Below are 20,704 nucleotides of genomic sequence, written 5' to 3' on the forward strand. Positions count from 1 at the left end.
AGCAATGACTGATAGCAAGGGAAACCCGGTGAAGGTCATTGCGCTTGCGCTCCTGCTGATGTCCGGCAGCGCGCTGGCGGTGCAACCCATCACCACGTTGCCGTTGACGATGGGCGCCGATCAACGCTGGCACCTGCCGGCAGGGGAGTACCGTGGCTCGTTCAGCGTCGATCAACCGATGCAGATTGTCTGCGAGCCGGGCGCGGTATTTCAGGGCGAGGGGCAGGGCAACGGTCTGATCATCAGTGCGCCGGATGTCGGCATCGAGGGCTGCACCTTTCTGGACTGGGGGCACGACCTCACGGCCATGAATGCAGCGGTGTTTGTCCAGCCAAAAGCCCATGGAGCGCTAATAAAAGGCAATCACCTGCAGGGTAAGGGTTTCGGTATCTGGGTCGACGGTACGCAGGACGTGAGCCTGATCGACAACCGCATTCAAGGTGATCCGACGATGCGCTCGCAAGATCGCGGCAACGGCATTCATCTGTATGCGGTGCATGGCGCCAAGGTCATTGGCAACCAGGTGCGCGACACCCGCGATGGCATTTACATCGACACTTCCAACGGCAACCTGCTGCAGGGCAATACCCTGGAAGACCTGCGTTACGGCGTGCATTACATGTTCGCCAACGATAATCAGCTGATCGGCAACACCACCCGCCGCACCCGCACCGGCTACGCCCTGATGCAAAGCCGCAAGCTCACGGTGATCGGCAATCGCTCCGAACAGGATCAGAACTACGGGATCCTGATGAACTACATCACCTATTCAACCTTGCGTGACAACTTCGTCACTGACGTGCGCGACGGCTCGACCGGCGACAGCATGATCAGCGGTGCCGAGGGCAAGGCGCTGTTCATCTACAACTCGCTGTTCAACAGCATCGAACACAACCACTTCGAGCACAGTGCCGTGGGTATTCATCTCACCGCCGGCTCGGAGGACAACCGCATCGCCGACAACGCTTTTGTCGGCAACCAGCGACAGGTGAAGTACGTCGCCACCCGCTTGCAGGAATGGTCGGCGGATGGCCGGGGCAATTACTGGAGCGATTACCTGGGCTGGGACCGCAACAACGATGGCCTCGGTGATATCGCTTACGAACCCAATGACAACGTCGACCGTCTGCTGTGGCTGTACCCGCAGGTGCGCCTGTTGATGAACAGCCCCGGCATCGAGTTGCTGCGCTGGGTGCAGCGGGCGTTTCCGGTGATGAAATCGCCGGGGGTGCTGGACAGTCATCCGCTGATGAAGTCATCCACTCAAACCCTGACCCAGGAGCCCACCTCATGAACGTCATCGATATCGAAGGCGTCAGCCAGCGCTATGGCTCCACTACGGTGTTGCATCAGCTCAACCTCAGCCTCGCTGAAGGCGAAGTGCTGGGTTTGTTCGGGCACAACGGCGCGGGCAAGACCACCAGCATGAAACTGGTGCTTGGCCTGCTCCAGCCCAGCGAAGGGCAGGTCAGGGTGTTCGGCCGTTTGCCCAGTGATCCCCACGTGCGCCGCCTGCTCGGTTATCTGCCGGAGAACGTGACGTTTTACCCGCAGCTGAGCGGTCTTGAGACCTTGCGCCATTTCGCGCGGCTCAAAGGTGCTGCGTTTGCTCAAGTGGACGTGCTGCTGGAGGAAGTCGGCCTGGCCGGTGCGGCGCATCGGCGGGTCAAGACCTACTCCAAAGGCATGCGCCAACGCCTGGGGCTGGCGCAAGCGCTGCTCGGCGAGCCGCGGTTGTTGCTGCTCGACGAACCGACAGTCGGCCTCGATCCCATCGCGACCCAGGATCTTTATCGCTTGCTCGATCGCCTGCGCAGCCAGGGCACCAGCATCATTCTCTGCTCCCACGTCTTGCCGGGCGTCGAGGCGCATATCAACCGCGCAGCGATTCTGACCCAGGGTCGCCTGCTGGCCCTCGGCAGTCTGCACAGTTTGCGTGAGAAAGCCGGGTTGCCGACGCTGATTCGCGCCAACGGCCTCAAGCACGCCGGGCCCTTGCAGCAACGCTGGAACAACGCCGGGCACGTCACCGAACGCTGGGGCGTCGAAGGGCTCGAAGTGGCCGCGCTCAATGGCAGCAAACTCGGGCTGTTGCGCCAACTGCTCAATGAAGACGAACCGGCCGACGTGGAAATCCATCAGCCGTCTCTGGAAGATATTTACCGCTACTACATGAGCCGGGCCGGTACGGCGCCGATCGGGGAGGCCGTATGAACGCTGTCTGGAACATGGCCCGCAAGGAATTCAGCGACGGTTTGCGCAATCGCTGGTTGCTGGCGATCAGTGTGTTGTTCGCGGTGCTGGCCATCGGCATCGCCTGGCTGGGCGCCGCGGCCTCCGGGCAATTGGGTTTCACCTCGGTGCCAGCCACCATCGCCAGCCTCGCCAGTCTGGCAACATTTTTGATGCCGTTAATTGCGTTGCTGTTGGCCTACGACGCCATCGTCGGCGAGGACGAAAGCGGCACGTTGCTGCTGTTGCTGACGTACCCCTTGGGTCGCGGGCAGATTCTGCTGGGCAAGTTTGTCGGCCACGGGTTGATCCTGGCGCTGGCGACACTGATCGGTTTCGGCTGCGCCATGCTGGCCATCGCCGTGCTGGTGGACGATGTCGAACTGAGCCTGCTGCTCTGGGCCTTTGGCCGGTTCATGGCGTCGTCGACGTTGCTGGGCTGGGGGTTTCTGGGGCTGGCCTATGTGCTGAGCAGTGTGTCCGCCGAGAAGTCCACGGCGGCCGGGCTGGCGCTGGGCGTCTGGTTCTTCTTCGTGCTGGTGTTCGATCTCGCGCTGCTGGCGCTGCTGGTGCTCAGCGAAGGGCAGTTCAACCCGAAAGTGCTGCCCTGGTTGCTGCTGCTCAATCCGGCCGACATCTACCGCCTGATCAACCTCTCCGGTTTTGAACCCGGCGCCAGTACCGCGGGTGTGCTGACGCTGGGCAGCGATTTGCCGATGCCGGGCTCGATGCTCTGGCTGTGCCTGTCGCTGTGGGTGGCGGTGCCATTGGGCTCGGCCTGGTTGTTGTTTCGTCGCCGGGCGACATGAATTTCCACTTTGATAGTTTTGGAGCAGTTGACGATGAACACCTTTTATCTGATGACGGTACGCGCTGTGGCGGGCCTGATGATGTGCCTGTTACTGACGGCCTGTGACAACCCGGCGCAAGCCACTTACAGCGACACCGCCGCAGCCTTCCATCCCAGTGATGAATGCCATGTCTGCGGGATGATCATCAACGGATTTCCGGGGCCCAAGGGCGAAGTGGTCGAGCGGGCCGGGGTCAAGAAGTTCTGCTCCACGGCGGAAATGATCGGTTGGTGGTTGCAGCCGGAAAATCATCATGGCGATGCGAAGCTGTATGTCCACGACATGGGCCACAGCCCGTGGAACGCGCCGGATGACGCCCACCTGATCGATGCCAAAGACGCGTTTTACGTGGTCGGCACCCAACTCAAAGGCGCCATGGGCGTGGTGCTGGCATCCTTCTCCAGTCGCGAGGCCGCTGAAAAGCTTGCCGCTGAACAGGGCGGTCGCTTGCTGCGCTTCAGCGAGATCACTCCGGCGCTGTTGCAGCAGCACTAACGACGTCGAAAAAATCTGATCGCCGTCAAGTCGTTTTTTCTTCTCCTGTTCAAAGATAGGGCTCGCTATGTCCCCAGTGCTTGGCATCCGTGATGCCCAGGAGTAAATGATGAAAACCGAGTTTCAGGATCGTTTGGCGGTGGTCACCGGTGCCAGCTCCGGGATTGGCCTGGCACTGTGCGCCGCGCTGTTACCGCGCGGGGTCAAGGTGCTGGCGATGTCACGGACCCTCGGTGAATTGCCGGCCTTGCAGCAGATCTACGGCGAGCGGTTGCAGTGGTTTGCCGGGGACGTTACGAATCAGCAAGACCTGCGCGAGCTGACCGAGCGCGCTGCGGCGATTGGCCCGGTGGACTATCTGGTGCCCAACGCGGGGATCGCGGAAATGGCTGACAGCCTGGATATGGCGGCCTTCCAGCGTCAGTGGGCGGTTAATGGTGCCGGGGCGTTGAATACGCTGGCGGCGTTGCGCGGTGAATTGGCGAACCCGGCGTCGGTGGTGTTTGTCGGGAGTTTCCTGACGGGTTCGAGCTTTCCGGGGTTGGCTGCGTGCATTGCCAGCAAGGCTGCGCTGGCGGCTCAGGCGCGGACGCTGGCGGTGGAGTTCGCTAGCTTTGATGTGCGCATTAATCTGGTCTCGCCGGGGCCGACCGCGACGTCGATGTGGGACAACCTGGGGTTGAGCGAAGATCAGCTTGAAGATGTCGCTACTATCCTCACCAAACGCCTGCTGCCCGGTCACTTTCTAGATGCGGCGGCGGTGGCCAATGTGATTGTCTTTCAGCTGTCGCAGGGGGCTCGGGGTGTTTATGGTCAGGACTGGAGGGTTGATAACGGTTACACCTTGGGCTGAAGGGGAATATTTACGTTCGGAGTACATATCCGTTGCTGCGGTAACGGCGACTCAGGGTTCCGCCCTGACGGCGGGTCACTTGGAGAAGCGCCAAGTAACCAAACGCTCTCGCCCCTGACGTACGGTGCCTCGCCTAGGCTCGACATGCCCTCGCTCCGGTCCTGCTCCGTGGGCCCGCCGCCATCGGCCATCCATGGCCGGGGGGCGGCTACCGCGGCATCCTTGCCGCGGTGCCCACTGCGCAGAACCTGCGCTCGGCCTTCCGACGGGGCAGATCAAGATCAAAATCAAAAGCCAAAGCGAGGCGGCCTGATAGCCGACCAGATGTCTGTCAAGGTCATCGGCGGTGGACACCTATTCATGCCCGCCAAAAATCCAACTGTGGGAGCGAGCCTGCTCGCGAAGGCGGACTTACATTCAACATTGATGTCGACTGACAGGGCCTCATCGCGAGCAGGCTCGCTCCCACAGGGGAATGCGTACGCTTGGAGAGACAGGCCGGCCGGTAGGCCGCCTCGCGCTTCAAGGTCAAAAGCCAAAGCGAGGCGGCCTGATAGCCGACCTGATGTCTGTCAAGGTCATCGGCGGTGGACCTCTATGTTATGCCCGCCAAAAATCCAACTGTGGGAGCGAGCCTGCTCGCGAAGGCGGACTTACATTCAACATTGATGTCGACTGACAGGGCCTCATCGCGAGCAGGCTCGCTCCCACAGGGGAATGCGTACGCTTGGAGAGACAGGCCGGCCGGTAGGCCGCCTCGCGCTTCAAGGTCAAAAGCCAAAGCGAGGCGGCCTGATAGCCGACCTGATGTCTGTCAAGGTCATCGGCGGTGGACCTCTATGTCATGCCCGCCAAAAATCCAACTGTGGGAGCGAGCCTGCTCGCGAAGGCGGACTTACATTCAACATTGATGTCGACTGACAGGGCCTCATCGCGAGCAGGCTCGCTCCCACAGGGGAATGCGTACGCCTGAAGAGACAGGCCGGCCGGTAGGCCGCCTCGCGCTTCAAGGTCAAAAGCCAAAGCGAGACGGCCTGATAGCCGACCTGATGTCTGTCAAGGTCATCGGCGGTGGACCTCTATGTCATGCCCGCCAAAAATCCAACTGTGGGAGCGAGCCTGCTCGCGAAGGCGGACTTACATTCAACATTGATGTCGACTGACAGGGCCTCATCGCGAGCAGGCTCGCTCCCACAGGGGAAATCCGTACGCTTGAAGAAACAGGCCGGCCGGTAGGCCGTTACCGCAGAACCGGATATACCCCCAAGGCCTAGTGCGAAGTCCCCTCGGCAAACTCAATCTTGTTCCCCACGTTGTACTTACCCGAAGGCTTGTTCATCGGAATACGTTTGATCGCCTTGAGAGAGTTGCTGTCGTAAACGATCAGCGCACCGTCGGTTGCCCAAATGCTCAGCAGCAAGTAACGGCCATCCCGGGTGAACTCAACATGAGCGGCAGTTTTCCCGGGCATCGGGCGCAAGGTGTGGGCAATCTCCAGCGTCTGTTTGTCGATCAGGTGGATCGCATCGTTGTCAGGCCCGAAGAACACGTCAGTCCAGGCATACCGCGAGTTGACATGACTGCGCATAAAGAAGCCCGGCCCCAGGGTCGGGATTTCCTTGATCAGTTTCCAGGTCTTGAAGTCGATGACCGAGATCAGTCCCTTGCTGATATTCGGCGTGGCGAACACCCACTCGCCGTTGCGTTTCCAATAAGTCCCCGAGCCCAAATGCGGCATGCCCGGCAGCGGTATGTCGGTGACTACCTTGCCGCTGTCGAGGTCGATCACCTGACCGCCCTGGGCTTTGCGCGACGTCGCCAGCAGCTGTTTGTAGTCCGGTGAAAAGGAGAAATCGTCGAGAACATCCCCGGCAGGGATCCGCCGTGGTTCGAAATTGGGTGTGCCAGCCCAGGACAGTTCCCAGACTTCCTTCACGTCCTTGAGCGCCACGATGAAACTGTCCCGCGGCGGGGCGGAGTAGACCGCGCTGACCCGTGACGCGGTGCCATCCTGACCGATCGTGGGAATGGTTTTGACCAGCGACAGATCGCGGGCATCGAGCACCACCACGTTGCCGGGCAAGTAGTTGCCCACCAACACCCAGCGTCCATCCTTGCTCACCGCCAGGTTGCGGGTGTTGAGACCGGCGCGAACCTCGGCGATCAGTTTCAGGTTGTGCAAGTCATACAGGCTGATCCAGCCGTCACGGGAGGCAAAGTAGACGAAGCGCCCATCCGGCGAGAACTTCGGCCCGCCATGCACGGCGAAGTGCGAAGCAAACCGCGCCAGCACCTCAAAGCGGTCACCGTCGAGGATGTCGATGTGATGGTCGCCGGCTTCCACCACCACGAACAGGTTCAGCGGATCGGCGCCATGCTGGGGCGTGGTGGGCAGCTTGCTTAGGTCCGCGAGCATCGAGTGACTGCCGAGTATGTCGTCATTGCTCCAGGTGGGCGGGGTGGCGGGCGGTTGCTGAAGGTAGTCCACCAGCGCGTCGATCTGCGCGGGGCTGAACACGTTGGCATAGCCGGCCATCTGGCTCGCGGGGCGGCCGTTCTGAATCACGCTGCGGATTTCATCGGGTTTGATCCGGCTGAGACTCTCCGGCAACAACGCCGGCCCCGCACCGCCGAGACGATTGGCCCCATGGCAGCTCTGGCAGTGTTGCTGGTAGTTTTTCTCGGCTTGTTCAAGAGCCGGATTCGTAGCGCCGGCATGGGCCGCACCGACCCATAACAAGGGGGCAAGGATCAGACACCTCATATCGCCACCTTGGCGTGGCGCTGCAGCGCTTGCGCCGGGTAAAGCCGCGCCGGGTATTCCAGTTGTTCTGCGCCAAATAGATCGACCACTGTGCCGATCACCGTCAGTGTCGGAATGCCCGGTGGACAGTCCAGCGCCAGGGTCGGCAATTGGTGCAGCTTGCCACGGACAACGTGCTGGTCGGGACGCGTGCCGTTGCTGATCAGCGCCGCGGGTGTATCGGCCGACAGCCCGGCTTCGATCAAACGCTGAGCGATGATCCCCAGGTTCGACAAGCCCATGTAAAACACCAAGGTCTGGCTACTGTCGGCAAGGCTGCTCCAGGGCAGCGACAACTCGCCATCGCGTTGCAAATGGCCGGTGATGAACCGGCAGGAATTGACCAGGTCGCGGTGGGTCAACGGTATGCCCGCATAAGCGCTGCAGCCGGAAGCGGCGGTAATGCCCGGCACTACCTGGCAATCAATACCGCGTTGCAGCAGGTACTCCAGCTCTTCGGCGCCGCGACCGAAAATGAACGGGTCGCCGCCCTTGAGCCGGACCACTCGCTGCCCGAGATCGGCGAGGTCGGCCAGCAGTTCGTTGATCTGTTCCTGGGGCAGGCTGTGGCAGCCGCTGGCCTTGCCGACGTAATGGCGGGCGCAGGTCAGGGGGATCAAGCTCAGCAGTTCGGGGCTGATCAGCCGGTCGTACACTACGGCGTCGGCCTGCATCAACAGGCTCCAGGCGCGCAAGGTCAGCAGGCGTGGATCGCCGGGGCCGGCGCCGACCAGGGCAACTTCGCCCGGCCGGAACGGGGACTCAAGTGTGGCCGGTATAGCAATCGATGGAGGCATGGGACGTCCTTGGTGCTTCATCAGGTTGACCGGCCCCAGCCTTTGTCAGGTGGTTGGCCGGACGGGCTATTCAGTGGGTGATGCAAGGGATGTTTACTGACGGCGCAATTCCGATTTCGTCATCGCTGAGGTGGCAGCCGGGGTCCTGGCCCCACAAATCACCCTCGGCCCAGGCGCGGGTGCGGGTGTTGCCGTTGCAGATGGGCAACCAGCGGCATTGCGCGCAACGACCGCCGACGGCGCGGGGATGCTCACGCAAGCGCAACAGCAGGGCGTCCGGCTGGTCCAGCCACAAGGTGCGGAACGGCGTGCGCCGGACATTGCCCACCGAGTGCTGCCACCAGTAGGTGTCCGGGTGTACTTCGCCGGTGTTGTCGATGTTGGCGATTCCGCTGCCCGACGCGTTGCCACCCCAGGCGCGCAGCATTTTTTCCAGACGTGGGTAATGCTCAGGCAGACGAAGGCCTGCCCATTGCAGCAGCAGAATGGCGTCGGCATCGTTGTTGCCGCTGACAAAATCGCTGTCGCGGCCCTGTTGGATGTCGTCCCAGGCGCGCTCGAAGATCAACGTCATGGCCTCGCGGCTCATCTGCTGGTGCGCGTCAAGTTTGCGACTGCGTTTACCACGACCGCTGTAGTTGAGGTGCGACAGATAAAACTTCTGCACGTCGTACTCGCGCATCAGCGCCAGTAACTGGGGCAGCTGCGCATGGTTCTCCTGGGTCAGGGTGGTGCGCAGCCCGACGCGAATGCCCTGTTCGCGACAGAGCCGGATCGCCTGCATGGAACGGGCGAAGCTGCCCTTGAGTTGGCGGAAAGCGTCATGGGTGGCTTCCAGGCCATCGATGCTGATCCCGACGTAGTCGAAATTCGCCGCACTGATCTGCGCGATGTTGTGCTCATCGATCAGCGTGCCGTTGGTGGACAAGGCCACAAAGAAACCCTTGGTCCGGGCGTAGGCGCTGAGCACAAACAGATCCTCGCGCAACAGCGGTTCGCCACCGGAAAGAATCAACACCTTCACCCCGGCATCGTGCAGGTCGTCGATCACGGTCAGCGCGGCGGCCGTATCCAGTTCGTCGCGAAAGACACTGTCGGCCGAGGTGGCGTAGCAATGTTTGCAGGTCAGGTTGCAGCGCCTGAGCAGGTTCCAGATCACCACCGGCGCCCGATTGCTGCCCGGTGGACTGGTTCTGGGTGCAGGCGCCTGGCCGGCCAGCGCACGCAGGTATTGGCTGATCCTCAACATGCAACTCTCCTTGAGTCGGGAACGTGTTCAGCGCGAAGCGGGCGGCAGGCGCAAGCCGGTTTTTTTCAGGATGCGGCTGCTCACCAGCATTTCGTCGGCCCCACAGGCGTCGCCCAGCAAGTAGCGCAGGTGCTCGCGGTAGCTGTTGATTTCATCGCTGCTGCGGCCATGCACCATGGCGAACAGGTTGTAACGCCAGTCGGTTCGGCGTGGACGGCGATAGCAGTGGCTGACGAAGGGTTGCGCGCCGATCAGCGCGCCGAGACGCGGCATGTCGGTGTCGCGCACATCCCAGACCGTCATGCCGTTGTGGCGATAGCCCAGTCGGTAGTGATTGGGCACGGCGGCGATCCGCCGAATCGCGCCCTCGGCCTGCAAGCGCTTGAGCAGGTCCAGGGTGGCTTCGATGTTCAGCCCCAGCTGTTCGGCGAGCCACGCCCACGGGTCGTCCAGCAGCGGCAGACCGGCCTGGGTCAACACGATCAGGCGCTGGACGAGGGTGTCTTCAGGCCGGGAAATACAGACCGACATGGTAGGTCTCCTCTTTGGGCAGGTTGAGCGGCGGCAGGCCGGTCAGGGTTTCGATGCGCTGAAGCGTCTCGGCGATGCCTTGTTCGGTCGCGCAGCCGAGCACGAACCACATGTTCCAGGCGTGCTCGCGTCGGTAGTTGTGCGCCACTTCCGGCAGGCCATGCAGTTGCTCGGCGACGTCTTCAAAACGTTCTTCCGGCACCGCCAGTGCGGCGAGGGTGAAGGCGCCGCCCAGCCGTTCAATGTCGAACATCGGGCCGAAGCGGGTGAGCACGCCGTCTTCGAGCAGGGCATGCAGTCGGTCGAGCAGTTCAGTGCTGCTGCTCTGCAGTTCGGCCGCCAATACTCGCCAAGGGTGGCGCACCAGCGGCAGGCCCAGTTGCAAGCGGTTGATCAGGCGACGGTCGAGGTCATCCATGGCTCGATGCTCCTGTTCGCGAGGGCGCAAAGCGTCCGCCGCACTGTTTGAAGACCTGGGTGCTGAACAGCAATTGATGGGGCAGGTCGCTCAGCAGATGCTCTTCCAGCAACGTCTGGATCTGCGCCTCCACCTGCTCACGTTGACGCCCGTGCACCATGCAAAACAGGTTGTACCGCCACTGCGGCAAGCGTCGGGGCCGCTGATAGCAGAGGTTAATGCCGGGCGCTCGCCCCAGGCGCTGGCCGACTTCGTCGATCAGCGCATCGGGAACATCCAGCACCAGCATGGCGTTGGCGGTAAAGCCCAGCGCGCGATGGTGCAGCACCAGGCCGATACGGCGAAACAGCCCTTGCTCGCTCCACTGACGCATCTGTTCGAGCACCTGGTTTTCATCGGTGTTTATCCGTTCGGCGAGTTCCTGATAGGGACGCGCTACCAGCGGCAATCCGCCTTCGAGCTGCCGGCGCAGCGCCAGCGCTTGGTGGGGGCTCAATCCGGGCTTCATGATTTTTCTCCCAGGGCAAAACCGAGGTCGATGCGGTAGGCGGTCAACATCGGCAGGTCCAGCGGCATGAGGCCGGTGTCGTTCTCCAGTTCCTTGAGCACGCGGTCGATGTGCTGGCGATCAGGGGCGGTCAGCACAAACCACAGGTTGTAGAAATGCTCCCGTGCGTAGTTGTGATTGACCTCCGCGTACTGACTGACGCGATCGGCCACCTGTTGCAGGCGTTCGGCAGGTACGGCGAGGGCGGCGAGGGTGCTGGCCCCGGCGCGGCTGTGTTCGAACACCGGGCCGATGCGGGAGAGGGTGCCGGCCTGATCCATTTCTTCCAGGCAGGCCATCACCTGGGATTCGCGGCAACCGAGAATCCGCGCCATCTCCTTGTACGGTGCCGGGCACAGCGGCATGCCGTGCTGGAAGCGGTCGATGAGTTGGCGGCTGAGCAGCTCAAGGTTCATTTCAGTACCCCATTTTCTGCGCGCGACTACTGAAGAAGATCCCGCTCGGCGCGCTGGCGGGCAGGGTGCTCAACAGCTTCAGGCTGTACGGATCCCAGATTTGAACCTGATTGCCGTCGCGCAACGACAGCCACAACTGGTCGCCGCGGGCGGTGAATTCCATGTGCAGCACCGCTGGTCCTGGCTTCAGATCCGCGACCACGGCATGGGTTTCGGTGTCGATGACCTGCACCCGATCGTTGTCCGGGTAGGCGAAATTGACCCACAACTGCCGACCGTCCGGGCGCGAGGTGACGAATATCGGTTGACCGGCGACCGGGATCACAGCGGTCTGCTTCCAGGTGCGTGAATCCATCACCAACACCTGATGACGGCCAACGGCGGGCACGAAGGCCTGGTTATCGGCAACGGCCCAGCCTTCCAGGTGCGGCATCTTGTAGACCGGGAGTTTCGCCTGGCCGCGTCCGTAGCCGCCGAGTACCCGCTGCACCCCGCGCTCTGGATGCCAGAGGTCGAGTTGGGCCATGCCGTCCTCACCGAACAGGCCGGCCATGTAATAGCGCCCATCGGGCGTAATCAGGGCGTCGTAGGGTTGCTGGCCGATGCCGGTGAAACGGCTGATCTGCGGTGTGCTGCCCTGACTGAAATCGGCGGTCCAGATCTCGCCGGTATCGAACAGGCTGAAGACAAAACGTTGCCCCGGCGCGTCGACCAGGCCGACCACCCGGGAGCGCTTGCTGCCATCGGCCAAGGGCGTGGCCGGAATATCGGCGACCAGTTGCAGGGTGTCGGCATCGAACACCTTGACCCCGCCAGGCACGTAGTTGGATACCGCGATCAACTTGCCGTCCTGACTGATGGCGCCGCCAATGCTGTTGCCGCCCTGGATGACGCGATGATCAATACGCCGGGTCAGCAAATCGATTTTGCTCAACCCGCCGTCGCGCCCGAATACATAGGCGAAACGCTGGTCACGCGAGAACACCACCGAGGCATGGGACAGGTCGCCGAAACCCTCGAGTCGGGCCAGCGCGGTGCGGGTGTCGCTTTCGATGATTTGCACGCTACCGGTGGCGCGCTCCATGACCACGCCCAAGTCGCCAGTGCCGCGCAACGGTGGCTGAACGCAAGCGGACAACAACAGCCCGGTCGCCGCTGACAGCAGGATTGAACGGATCATGGTGCGGGATATCCCTGGAGAAGAAGATCGACCAGCCAACGGATGTCGTCGGGGCTGAGCAACGGCGCCCAACCGGGCATCGCGGTGCCGGGCCGGCCTTGGGTGACGGTGGCAATCAGGCTGTCCCGTGACTTGCCGGCCAGCGCTGCGCGGGACAGTTCGGGGCCCAGCCCGCCGGTCAGGTGCAGCCCATGGCAGGCGCCGCAGTCCTGGGTCAGCAGGTGTTCGAGTTGCGCCTGACGCTGGGCGTCCGGCGTTGCAACCGCAGTTGCGCAAATGAGGAGGAGGGCCGCCAGAATCACAGCGTGTCGATAAACCATCATGACGCCCTCCAGGCGGTTATTTGAGTGTCAGCACCCAGGTCGCGAGCACTTTTGCTTCTTCATCCGTTACCGGGTTGGCCGGCATGGGCATCGAGCCCCAATTGCCTTGTGTGCCGTTCTTGATGCGACCGGCCAGGGTGTCCACGGCCCCGGGTACGCCAGCGTTCTTGGCCGCCACATCCTTGAGCGCCGGGCCGACAATCTTGGTGTCGATGGAATGGCAGGCTGCGCAGGGTTTGCTCTTGAACAGCTCCAGCGCGTCTTGGGCCATGGCCGGCTGCACACTCAGAACAGCGGTCATGGCGAACAGTGAGAACAGAGTATTTTTCATGGTGTTTCCTTGCATTGATGGAGCTCAATAGATGTCGTGTTGGGTGTTGTAGACGTTGAACTTCCCGGTGGGTGTGATCAGTCGTTTGTCCTTGATGACTGACTTGAGCTTCAGTGTTTTGTCGTCGATCACCACCAGCGCCGACTCGTCTGCCTGGCCGCTCCACACGGAGAACCAGACTTCATCGCCGGCCTTGTTGTATTCCGGTTGCACGACGCGCATCGCGCCTTGCTTGATGCCCGCGTACTCGGCGATGGGCAGCACGGTGTAGCCGGCGTCGAGCTTGTCGAGGTTGAACACCGCCACTGACTGACTGAGTTTTGTATCCGGGTTGAGGGTGGTGTCGACGTACAGGTGGCGAGAGTTGGGGTGGGTTTTGATAAACAGCGAACCGCCGCCCTGGCCCTTGAGCGAGGCGACCTGCTTCCAGGCGTATTGCGGGTGTTTGGTCGGGTCGGTGCCGATCAGCGAGATGCCGTCATCACCCAGGTGGCTGGTAGCCCAGACCGGGCCGTAGGTCGGGTGGTTGAAGTTGGCGCCGCGACCCGGGTGAGGGGTTTTGCCGACGTCCACCAGCGCGGTCAACTTGCGCTCCTTGGAGTCGATTACGGCGACCTTATTGGAGTTGTTGGCGGCGGTCATGAAGTAGCGGTGCGTGCTGTCCCAACCGCCGTCATGCAGGAAAGGCGCGGCGTCGATGTAGGTGACGGTGAGGTTTTTGATGTCCTGGTAGTTGACCAGCATCACCTTGCCGGTTTCCTTGACGTTGACGATGAACTCCGGCCATTCGTGGGAGGCGATGATCGCCGCGACCCGGGGTTCCGGGTGGTATTCCTGCTTGTCGACGGTCATGCCGCGGGTCGAAACGATCTGTTTCGGCTCCAGGGTTTCGCCATCCATGATGGTGAATTGCGGCGGCCAATAAGAACCGGCGATGGTGTATTTGTCTTCGTAGCCCTTGAACTTGGAGGTCTCGACCGAGCGTGCCTCGATGCCCACTTTGACTTCGGCGACCTTGGTCGGCTCCACCGGCCACAGGTCGATCATGTCGATCCGGGCGTCTCGACCGATCACCAGCAGGTAGCGACCCGAGGCAGAGATCCGCGAGATGTGCACCGCGTAACCGGTCTCGATGAGTTTGACGATCTTCTTGCTGTCCCCATCGATCAGGGCGATCTTGCCGTCATCGCGCAACGTTACCGAAAACAGGTTCGGCAAGTTGAGTTTGCTCAGCTGCTTCTTCGGGCGGTCCTCGGGTTTGACCAACACCTTCCAGGTTTTCAGCGTCTCGGCCATGCCCCATTCCGGCGGCGTCGGCGGCGTGTGCTGAATGAACTTGGCCATTGACGTGATCTGATCTTTGGTCAGCGCATTCGACGTTCCCCAGTTCGGCATGCCCGCCGGTGAACCGTAGGTAATCAAGGCTTCCAGAAACGGTTGCCCGCGGTTCTGGGTAATGTCCGGTGTCAGCGGTTTGCCCGTGGCCCCTTTGCGCAAAACGCCGTGGCAGCCTGCGCAGCGCTGGAAGTAGATTTCCTTGGATGAGTCGAACTCGGCCTGGCTCATGTCGGGAGCGCCGGCGGTTTTGACCATGGGCGGGTTGGCCGCAGCGGCGACGGGCTCTTCGGCGCTGGCGGCATGGCTCACCGCCAGGGCCAGTGCCGAACACAACGTGGTCAGGGTCAGGGCAAACGTTTTTCTATTGCTGATCAGCATTCCATTTCTCCTCAGGCAAGACCTTTGCGATGTGCTGAAACGGCAGCGCAGAACGCAGGTTCTTAGTGCCGTGCAAGGCTATGCCCGAGCAGGCCAATGTTCGCTTGACGACGATCAAGTTTGCCGGCCATCTCACTTGCCAGGTTGTCGCAGGGGCCCGTAGCGTGTTTCTTGAATCCGCTATTGGAACAGGCAGCCCATGGACCGTACCCAGTCTTGCGAACACCCGATCGAACCCTTCTACCAACCGCTGAATAATGAGGAGGTGCTGTTCGAACAAGCCTGGCGACACGGCATGCCGGTGCTGATCAAAGGCCCGACGGGGTGCGGCAAAACCCGTTTCGTCCAGCACATGGCCCATCGGCTGAAACTGCCGCTGTACACCGTGGCTTGCCATGACGACCTGAGCGCGGCCGACCTGATCGGCCGTCACCTGATCGGTGCCCAGGGCACCTGGTGGCAGGACGGACCGCTGACCCGCGCGGTGCGTGAAGGCGGCATCTGTTATCTCGACGAAGTGGTCGAGGCGCGTCAGGACACCGTGGTCGTACTGCATCCGCTGGCCGATGATCGTCGGGAACTGTTCCTGGAGCGTACCGGCGAAGTGCTGAAGGCGCCGCCGTCTTTCATGCTCGTGGTGTCTTACAACCCCGGTTACCAGAACCTGCTCAAAGGCATGAAGCCCAGCACCCGCCAACGCTTCGTGGCGATGCGCTTCGGCTATCCGCCGGTGGCCGATGAGGAACGCATCGTTGCCCGGGAGGCTCAGGTGGACAGCGCGCTGGCGGCGCAAGTGGTGCGGCTGGGGCAGGCGCTGCGGCGGCTCGATCAACATGATCTGGAGGAGGTCGCCTCAACGCGACTGCTGATTTTCACGGCGCGGATGATTCGCTCCGGGATGAGCCCGCGTGAGGCCTGCCAGGCCTGCCTGGCCGAGCCGCTGAGCGATGATCCGCTGACCGTCGCCGCGCTGATGGACGTGGTTGATGTCCACTTCGGCTGAGTCCACGAACGTCTCGCGCCGTCACTTGCCGGGCGATCTGGCGATGTGGTTTTTCATTCTGGCCGAGCTGTCGGTGTTCGCCATTCTGATCCTGACGTTCGCCGTGACGCAGGCCCTCAAGCCGCAGATGTTCAGCGAAAGCCGTTTGTTGCTCAACACCTCGACCGGGTTGGCGATGACCCTGAGCCTGCTCACCGCGGGGCTGTTCGCAGCGCTGGCGCAGGAGCACGTCAGGCGCTCACGATCCCGCCACGGCGCTGTCTTCCTGCTGATGGCGTTGCTCGCCGCCAGTGTCTACGTGGTGCTGAAACTCACGGAATACCGGCACTTGCTGGCCTCGGGGCTGGGGATGGAGCACAACACGTTTTTCACGTTGTACTGGATTCTCACCGGTTTTCATTTTCTCCACGTAGTGCTCGGCATGGTCATTCTCGGGTGGCTGGCCGAGCGCTGTCGCCGTGGCCTGTACGACGCCAACACGCGCAGCGGGTTTGAGTCCGGCGTGTTGTATTGGCACATGGTCGATCTGATCTGGGTCGTGCTGTTTCCGCTGGTCTACGTGCTGAGTTGACGAGGTTCTCATGTCTGTTTCCAGGGTTTTGCTCGTCTGTTGGGCGGCGCTTGCGACGTTAAGTGTGTGCACGGTGGTGCTGGCGCAGGCTGGTTCGACGTGGTTGCTGTCGATTGCCATTTTGCTGGTGGCGGTCGGCAAGGCCTGGCTGATCACCGATGGCTTCATGGAGATGCGTCACGCACCGCGACTGTGGCGGCGGTTGATGTTGAGCTGGGCGCTGGTGTTGGCGACGGTGGTAGGCCTGACGTTTATCTTTTTGTAGGAGCCGAGCTTGCTCGCGATGGCGATCTCAAGGACGCCATCGCCGGCAAGCCGTGCTCCTACAGGTGTTGCATACATACGATTAATTGCGGTGCCTTGAAATTTATACCCGACCCAAACCATCTGACTTTCTTGATCGCCATCAAGCAGGTTTCGACCCTTCGCTTCCTATCATGGACGGGCCTAGCAAAGAGGAAGCGACCATGTCAGACACCTTCACCAAAGGCATGGCCAGGAATATTTACTTCGGGGGAAGCATCTTCTTCTTCCTGATATTCCTGGCTTTGACCTATCACACGGAACAGACCTTTCCAGAGCGCAGCAATGAAGCGCAGTTAACCGAATCAGTGATTCGCGGCAAGACAGTCTGGGAGCAAAACAACTGCATCGGCTGCCACACGCTGTTGGGCGAGGGCGCCTACTTCGCGCCTGAGCTGGGCAACGTGTTCCAGCGGCGCGGCGGGGAGGCGGGTTTCAAACCCTTCCTGCATGCCTGGATGAAGATGCAGCCACTGGGCGTACCGGGCCGTCGCGCGATGCCTCAGTTCAAGTTGAGTGACCAGGAGGTGGATGACATCGCCGAGTTCCTCAAATGGAGCTCGAAAATCAACACCAATGGCTGGCCGCCAAACAAGGAGGGCTAAGACATGAGCATTGCTAATCCGCATCTGAAATTCGCCTCGCAATCCGTCGCCAAACCGTACTTCGTGTTTGCACTGATCCTGTTTCTCGGTCAGATACTGTTCGGTTTGATCATGGGCCTGCAATACGTGGTAGGGGACTTTCTGTTCCCGATCATCCCCTTCAACGTGGCGCGGATGGTGCACACCAACCTGCTGATCGTCTGGATATTGTTCGGCTTCATGGGGGCTGCCTACTACCTGATTCCAGAAGAGGCCGACCGCGAACTGCACAGTCCGAAGCTGGCGATCATCCTGTTCTGGGTATTCGCCGCCGCTGGCGTGCTGACGATCCTCGGTTACCTGCTGGTGCCGTATGCCGGCCTGGCCAAGCTGACCCACAACGAGCTGCTGCCGACCATGGGTCGGGAGTTCCTGGAGCAGCCGACCATCTCCAAGATGGGCATTGTGGTGGTGTGCCTGGGCTTTCTCTACAACATCGGCATGACCTTGCTCAAAGGGCGCAAGACCACCGTCAGCATGGTCATGATGACGGGGCTGATCGGGCTCGCGGTGTTCTTTCTTTTCTCCTTCTACAACCCCGGCAACCTGGCCCGCGACAAGTTTTACTGGTGGTGGGTGGTGCATCTTTGGGTAGAAGGCGTGTGGGAACTGATCATGGGCTCGATGCTGGCCTTCGTCCTGATCAAGATCACCGGTGTGGACCGGGAGGTCGTGGAGAAATGGCTCTACGTGATCATCGCCATGGCGCTGATTACCGGGATCATCGGTACTGGTCACCACTTCTTCTGGATCGGTGCACCTGAGGTCTGGTTGTGGGTCGGTTCAATCTTCTCGGCACTCGAGCCGCTACCCTTCCTGGCGATGGTGATATTCGCCTTCAGCATGGTCAAGAACCGTCGTCGGGACCACCCGAACCGCGCGGCCACGCTGTGGGCCAAGGGCACCACAGTCACCGCCTTCTTCGGCGCTGGCGTCTGGGGTTTCCTGCATACCCTGGCACCGGTCAACTTCTACACCCACGGTTCGCAGTTAACGGCGGCCCACGGTCACCTGGCCTTCTACGGTGCTTACGCGATGATCGTGATGACCTTGATCAGCTATGCCATGCCGAAACTGCGAGGGCTCGGCGAAGCAGCGGACGAGCGTTCGCAGCAACTGGAGATCTGGGGCTTCTGGTTGATGACCCTGTCGATGGTAATGATCACGCTGCTGCTCACCGCTGCCGGTGTCGTGCAGATCTACCTGCAACGCTGGCCGGTGGATGGCGTGGCGTTACCGTTCATGGCCACTGTCGATCATCTGCAAGTGCTGTTCTGGGCTCGTCTGGGCGCCGGTCTCGGTTTCTTCGCCGGGCTGATCTGCTACCTGTTCAGCTTCAAGCGGCGGGTGCCAGTGGGGATCACTGCAACTGCCGCATCCGCTGTTCGTTCGTGAGTCAATAACCATCTGAAGGAGGGCGGCCCGGCTGGTACAGCGGGCCGTTTCACGTTGGTTTTCAGAGGAAAAAAACCATGGCCTTTACCGTCGAACTGGAAGAGTGGGTCGGCAGCGTCTGGCATCGCTTCATCACCCGCCGCGCCAGCCCGGACTTCCCCGAAGCACGCGTCGAACTGGCCAGCCAGCAACGCCCGCTGGCGCTGCTGTTTCGCGCCATGGGCGGCGCCAATGGCGTCGGCGTGGAAGCCGCCAGCGACCGCGATCTGTTGTTGCGGCGCAACGTGCTGCAGCAGATCGCCGGCACCTGCAAGCAAGTGCCCTTGGCGTGGTGCGACGAGGCGAACCTTCGTCTACCGTCGAGCCTCGCGGTGTTTCCTGAAGTCGCACTGAACGAGGAACTCTATCGTTGGCTCGCATTGCTCGCCGCGCAGGCCGGGCAGATGCGTCATTGGGGGCGGGACAATCAACGCTGGACGCAACAGCTGTTGCGGCGCTATCCCGCGTTGCGTGCCCGGTACAAACGTTTGGTCGATGCCCATCTGCAACTACGCCCGGATCCGGCAACATTGAATACCGGCGAAGCAGCGCTGGAACGGGCGTTATGCCAGGCGCTACGCGAGCCCGGCAGTGTCGAACATTTTCCCCGCAGCGAACGGGCCGCATGGCCATTGCCACTGTGGTTGTACCCGCCACAAAACCTCGCGAGCCCGCAGGCGGCCGACCTCGGTGACGAGTCGGAAGAGTCGCTGACGACCCCGCCCGGTGAGCAGAAAGGCGCAAGCAAACGCGCCAAGCGGATCGATGAAGGCAGCCGCGACGGCGGGTTGTTGATCGTGCGCCTGGAGAACCTGTTCAGTTGGACCGAACACGTCGACCTGGATCGCTGGTCAGACGACAGCGAAAACCCTGATGCGGCCAGAGTCGCCGAGGACCTCGACGAGTTGAGCCTGTCGCGTACCCGTCTGCGCAAGGGCGGTGGTCTCAAGCTGCACCTGGATTTGCCACCGGCCGATGTTGACGATATCCCTCTGGGCGAGGGCATCAAGTTGCCGGAGTGGGACTATCGCAAACAGCAAATGCAGGACGCCTTCGTCAATCTGCAAATGATGGTGCCCCGCGACTGCGAGGCGCAGCCACTGCCGCCACGGCTGAAGGCCCCGGCGCACCGTCTGCGCCGCCAGTTCGAGCACCTGCGCAATGACCGCCAATGGTTACGCCAGCAACCCCAAGGGTCTGAACTGGACATGCAGGCCTGGCTGGATTTTCACGTTGAACGCGAGCATGGCCAGTGTGCGGAACGCGGTCTGTTCATGGAACAACGGCAGACGCGCCGCGACCTCGCGTGCCTGTTGCTGGCCGATGTGTCGATGTCCACCGACGCGCACTTGAACGATGAGCATCGAGTGATTGATGTGATCCGCGACAGTCTGCTGCTATTCGGCGAAACCCTGTCGGTGCTCGGTGATGATTTCGCCCTGTACGGGTTTTCCTCGCTGCGTCGTCATCAAGTGCGGATGCAGGAACTCAAGTCCTTCACCCAGCGTTATGACGACAACACCCGCGGTCGCATTCAAGGGCTAAAACCGGGTTATTACACACGCATGGGCGCCGCCATCCGCCACGCCACCCAACTGCTGGGCAAGAGCAAACGCCGCAGCAAACTGTTGCTGCTGCTGACGGATGGCAAACCGAATGATCTGGATCTGTATGAGGGACGCTACGGTGTTGAAGACACCCGCGAAGCGGTGCTGGAGGCGCGGCGTCAGGGGTTGACGCCGTTCTGTATCACGATTGACCGCGAGGCCGGGGATTACCTGCCTTACATGTTCGGCGCCAATGGCTACACCTTGATCCGCCAGCCCGAACAATTACCCCTGCGCTTGCCGCAGTTGTATCGCCAGCTGACCCAGCCGTGATCGACACGGTCCCTGTAGCAGCTGCCGAGCCTGCGAAGCGCAGCCCCTGTGGCGAGGGGATTTATCCCCGTTGGGCTGCGAAGCGGCCCCTGCTTTTTCCAGCCACACCGTGTCCAATGGATTACGA

Annotated in this window: 22 protein-coding genes; 11 read left to right on the top strand and 11 right to left on the bottom strand. The window is 61.5% G+C overall.

From position 1 onward, the window contains the following. Positions 1 to 4 precede the first annotated feature (4 nt). The 5 genes from ACYZUA_RS15550 (at position 5) to ACYZUA_RS15570 (ending at position 4,431) form a co-directional block, all read left to right on the top strand. Positions 5 to 1,294: a nitrous oxide reductase family maturation protein NosD gene (locus ACYZUA_RS15550; protein ID WP_461959560.1), complete on the top strand. Its 1,290-nt coding sequence runs from the start codon at positions 5 to 7 to the stop codon at positions 1,292 to 1,294. After that, positions 1,291 to 2,214, top strand: coding sequence for an ABC transporter ATP-binding protein (locus tag ACYZUA_RS15555; RefSeq protein WP_461959561.1), 924 nt, complete (start codon positions 1,291 to 1,293; stop codon positions 2,212 to 2,214). Before ACYZUA_RS15550 ends, ACYZUA_RS15555 begins: the two co-directional genes overlap by 4 nt. Further along, positions 2,211 to 3,041, top strand: coding sequence for an ABC transporter permease (locus ACYZUA_RS15560; RefSeq protein WP_033062172.1), 831 nt, complete (start codon positions 2,211 to 2,213; stop codon positions 3,039 to 3,041). The genes ACYZUA_RS15555 and ACYZUA_RS15560 overlap by 4 nt, the downstream gene beginning before the upstream one ends. Before the next feature lie 33 nt (positions 3,042 to 3,074). Beyond that, positions 3,075 to 3,578, top strand: a complete 504-nt coding sequence (locus ACYZUA_RS15565) for a nitrous oxide reductase accessory protein NosL (protein WP_461959562.1) — start codon at positions 3,075 to 3,077, stop codon at positions 3,576 to 3,578. 109 nt (positions 3,579 to 3,687) lie between these two features. Continuing rightward, positions 3,688 to 4,431, top strand: a complete 744-nt coding sequence (locus ACYZUA_RS15570) for an SDR family NAD(P)-dependent oxidoreductase (protein WP_461959563.1) — start codon at positions 3,688 to 3,690, stop codon at positions 4,429 to 4,431. Positions 4,432 to 5,701: 1,270 nt separating this feature from the next. On the opposite strand, the gene ACYZUA_RS15575 is transcribed toward ACYZUA_RS15570, so the two are convergent. The 11 genes from ACYZUA_RS15575 to ACYZUA_RS15625 form a co-directional block, all read right to left on the bottom strand. Next, positions 5,702 to 7,195, bottom strand: coding sequence for a cytochrome D1 domain-containing protein (locus ACYZUA_RS15575; RefSeq protein WP_461959564.1), 1,494 nt, complete (start codon positions 7,193 to 7,195; stop codon positions 5,702 to 5,704). Beyond that, entirely contained in the window at positions 7,192 to 8,031 is an 840-nt protein-coding gene (cobA, locus tag ACYZUA_RS15580; RefSeq protein WP_461959565.1) for a uroporphyrinogen-III C-methyltransferase, read from the bottom strand. Before cobA ends, ACYZUA_RS15575 begins: the two co-directional genes overlap by 4 nt. A 70-nt stretch (positions 8,032 to 8,101) precedes the next feature. After that, positions 8,102 to 9,280: a heme d1 biosynthesis radical SAM protein NirJ gene (nirJ, locus tag ACYZUA_RS15585; RefSeq protein WP_461959566.1), complete on the bottom strand. Its 1,179-nt coding sequence runs from the start codon at positions 9,278 to 9,280 to the stop codon at positions 8,102 to 8,104. Between the two features lie 27 nt (positions 9,281 to 9,307). Then, positions 9,308 to 9,811: a siroheme decarboxylase subunit beta gene (gene ahbB / locus ACYZUA_RS15590; protein WP_283184253.1), complete on the bottom strand. Its 504-nt coding sequence runs from the start codon at positions 9,809 to 9,811 to the stop codon at positions 9,308 to 9,310. After that, a complete protein-coding gene (locus ACYZUA_RS15595) occupies positions 9,786 to 10,229 on the bottom strand; it encodes an Lrp/AsnC family transcriptional regulator (RefSeq protein ID WP_461959567.1) in 444 nt (147 codons plus the stop codon). Before ACYZUA_RS15595 ends, ahbB (ACYZUA_RS15590) begins: the two co-directional genes overlap by 26 nt. Next, the gene (gene ahbB, locus ACYZUA_RS15600) at positions 10,222 to 10,737 is read right to left on the bottom strand and encodes a siroheme decarboxylase subunit beta (RefSeq protein WP_461959568.1); all 516 of its coding nucleotides are present in this window, start codon (positions 10,735 to 10,737) and stop codon (positions 10,222 to 10,224) included. The genes ACYZUA_RS15595 and ahbB (ACYZUA_RS15600) overlap by 8 nt, the downstream gene beginning before the upstream one ends. Next, positions 10,734 to 11,192, bottom strand: coding sequence for an Lrp/AsnC family transcriptional regulator (locus ACYZUA_RS15605; RefSeq protein ID WP_461959569.1), 459 nt, complete (start codon positions 11,190 to 11,192; stop codon positions 10,734 to 10,736). Before ACYZUA_RS15605 ends, ahbB (ACYZUA_RS15600) begins: the two co-directional genes overlap by 4 nt. Position 11,193: 1 nt before the next feature. Further along, positions 11,194 to 12,372 (bottom strand): cytochrome D1 domain-containing protein, encoded by a 1,179-nt coding sequence (locus ACYZUA_RS15610; protein WP_461959570.1) that lies wholly within the window; start codon positions 12,370 to 12,372, stop codon positions 11,194 to 11,196. Further along, entirely contained in the window at positions 12,369 to 12,695 is a 327-nt protein-coding gene (locus ACYZUA_RS15615; protein WP_461959571.1) for a c-type cytochrome, read from the bottom strand. The genes ACYZUA_RS15610 and ACYZUA_RS15615 overlap by 4 nt, the downstream gene beginning before the upstream one ends. 16 nt (positions 12,696 to 12,711) lie before the next feature. Then, entirely contained in the window at positions 12,712 to 13,026 is a 315-nt protein-coding gene (locus ACYZUA_RS15620) for a c-type cytochrome (protein ID WP_461959572.1), read from the bottom strand. Positions 13,027 to 13,050: 24 nt separating this feature from the next. Further along, entirely contained in the window at positions 13,051 to 14,742 is a 1,692-nt protein-coding gene (locus ACYZUA_RS15625) for a cytochrome D1 domain-containing protein (RefSeq protein WP_461959573.1), read from the bottom strand. A gap of 199 nt (positions 14,743 to 14,941) precedes the next feature. Between ACYZUA_RS15625 and ACYZUA_RS15630 the strand changes: the two genes are divergently transcribed. The 6 genes from ACYZUA_RS15630 (at position 14,942) to ACYZUA_RS15655 (ending at position 20,577) form a co-directional block, all read left to right on the top strand. Next, positions 14,942 to 15,745: an AAA family ATPase gene (locus tag ACYZUA_RS15630; RefSeq protein WP_461959574.1), complete on the top strand. Its 804-nt coding sequence runs from the start codon at positions 14,942 to 14,944 to the stop codon at positions 15,743 to 15,745. After that, on the top strand, positions 15,729 to 16,316 hold the full coding sequence (locus tag ACYZUA_RS15635; RefSeq protein ID WP_461959575.1) for a cytochrome c oxidase subunit 3 family protein: 588 nt from the start codon (positions 15,729 to 15,731) through the stop codon (positions 16,314 to 16,316). The genes ACYZUA_RS15630 and ACYZUA_RS15635 overlap by 17 nt, the downstream gene beginning before the upstream one ends. Positions 16,317 to 16,326: 10 nt before the next feature. Beyond that, positions 16,327 to 16,581 (top strand): cytochrome C oxidase subunit IV family protein, encoded by a 255-nt coding sequence (locus tag ACYZUA_RS15640; RefSeq protein ID WP_461959576.1) that lies wholly within the window; start codon positions 16,327 to 16,329, stop codon positions 16,579 to 16,581. 202 nt (positions 16,582 to 16,783) lie between these two features. Then, complete coding sequence (locus tag ACYZUA_RS15645; protein ID WP_095133504.1) at positions 16,784 to 17,224, top strand: c-type cytochrome; 441 nt, start codon at positions 16,784 to 16,786, stop codon at positions 17,222 to 17,224. A gap of 3 nt (positions 17,225 to 17,227) precedes the next feature. Further along, positions 17,228 to 18,658 carry a cbb3-type cytochrome c oxidase subunit I gene (locus ACYZUA_RS15650; RefSeq protein ID WP_461959577.1) on the top strand — a complete coding sequence of 477 codons (1,431 nt, stop codon included), beginning with the start codon at positions 17,228 to 17,230 and terminating at the stop codon, positions 18,656 to 18,658. Between the two features lie 77 nt (positions 18,659 to 18,735). Next, a complete protein-coding gene (locus ACYZUA_RS15655; protein WP_461959578.1) occupies positions 18,736 to 20,577 on the top strand; it encodes a nitric oxide reductase activation protein NorD in 1,842 nt (613 codons plus the stop codon). Positions 20,578 to 20,704: the final 127 nt, after the last annotated feature.

The organism is Pseudomonas sp. LS2P72, from assembly GCF_054897865.1.

Bases quoted from the DNA above. Each gene is read 5' to 3' on its own strand.
- ACYZUA_RS15645 (WP_095133504.1), top strand. From the start codon at position 16,784: ATGTCAGACACCTTCACCAAAGGCATGGCCAGGAATATTTACTTCGGG.
- ACYZUA_RS15570 (WP_461959563.1), top strand. From the start codon at position 3,688: ATGAAAACCGAGTTTCAGGATCGTTTGGCGGTGGTCACCGGTGCCAGC.
- ACYZUA_RS15630 (WP_461959574.1), top strand. From the start codon at position 14,942: ATGGACCGTACCCAGTCTTGCGAACACCCGATCGAACCCTTCTACCAA.
- ACYZUA_RS15655 (WP_461959578.1), top strand. From the start codon at position 18,736: ATGGCCTTTACCGTCGAACTGGAAGAGTGGGTCGGCAGCGTCTGGCAT.
- ACYZUA_RS15550 (WP_461959560.1), top strand. From the start codon at position 5: ATGACTGATAGCAAGGGAAACCCGGTGAAGGTCATTGCGCTTGCGCTC.
- cobA (WP_461959565.1), bottom strand. From the start codon at position 8,031: ATGCCTCCATCGATTGCTATACCGGCCACACTTGAGTCCCCGTTCCGG.
- ahbB (WP_283184253.1), bottom strand. From the start codon at position 9,811: ATGTCGGTCTGTATTTCCCGGCCTGAAGACACCCTCGTCCAGCGCCTG.
- ACYZUA_RS15650 (WP_461959577.1), top strand. From the start codon at position 17,228: ATGAGCATTGCTAATCCGCATCTGAAATTCGCCTCGCAATCCGTCGCC.
- ACYZUA_RS15605 (WP_461959569.1), bottom strand. From the start codon at position 11,192: ATGAACCTTGAGCTGCTCAGCCGCCAACTCATCGACCGCTTCCAGCAC.
- ACYZUA_RS15575 (WP_461959564.1), bottom strand. From the start codon at position 7,195: ATGAGGTGTCTGATCCTTGCCCCCTTGTTATGGGTCGGTGCGGCCCAT.
- ACYZUA_RS15555 (WP_461959561.1), top strand. From the start codon at position 1,291: ATGAACGTCATCGATATCGAAGGCGTCAGCCAGCGCTATGGCTCCACT.
- ACYZUA_RS15565 (WP_461959562.1), top strand. From the start codon at position 3,075: ATGAACACCTTTTATCTGATGACGGTACGCGCTGTGGCGGGCCTGATG.
- ACYZUA_RS15595 (WP_461959567.1), bottom strand. From the start codon at position 10,229: ATGGATGACCTCGACCGTCGCCTGATCAACCGCTTGCAACTGGGCCTG.
- ACYZUA_RS15625 (WP_461959573.1), bottom strand. From the start codon at position 14,742: ATGCTGATCAGCAATAGAAAAACGTTTGCCCTGACCCTGACCACGTTG.
- ahbB (WP_461959568.1), bottom strand. From the start codon at position 10,737: ATGAAGCCCGGATTGAGCCCCCACCAAGCGCTGGCGCTGCGCCGGCAG.
- ACYZUA_RS15610 (WP_461959570.1), bottom strand. From the start codon at position 12,372: ATGATCCGTTCAATCCTGCTGTCAGCGGCGACCGGGCTGTTGTTGTCC.
- ACYZUA_RS15615 (WP_461959571.1), bottom strand. From the start codon at position 12,695: ATGATGGTTTATCGACACGCTGTGATTCTGGCGGCCCTCCTCCTCATT.
- ACYZUA_RS15640 (WP_461959576.1), top strand. From the start codon at position 16,327: ATGTCTGTTTCCAGGGTTTTGCTCGTCTGTTGGGCGGCGCTTGCGACG.
- ACYZUA_RS15620 (WP_461959572.1), bottom strand. From the start codon at position 13,026: ATGAAAAATACTCTGTTCTCACTGTTCGCCATGACCGCTGTTCTGAGT.
- ACYZUA_RS15635 (WP_461959575.1), top strand. From the start codon at position 15,729: ATGTCCACTTCGGCTGAGTCCACGAACGTCTCGCGCCGTCACTTGCCG.
- nirJ (WP_461959566.1), bottom strand. From the start codon at position 9,280: ATGTTGAGGATCAGCCAATACCTGCGTGCGCTGGCCGGCCAGGCGCCT.
- ACYZUA_RS15560 (WP_033062172.1), top strand. From the start codon at position 2,211: ATGAACGCTGTCTGGAACATGGCCCGCAAGGAATTCAGCGACGGTTTG.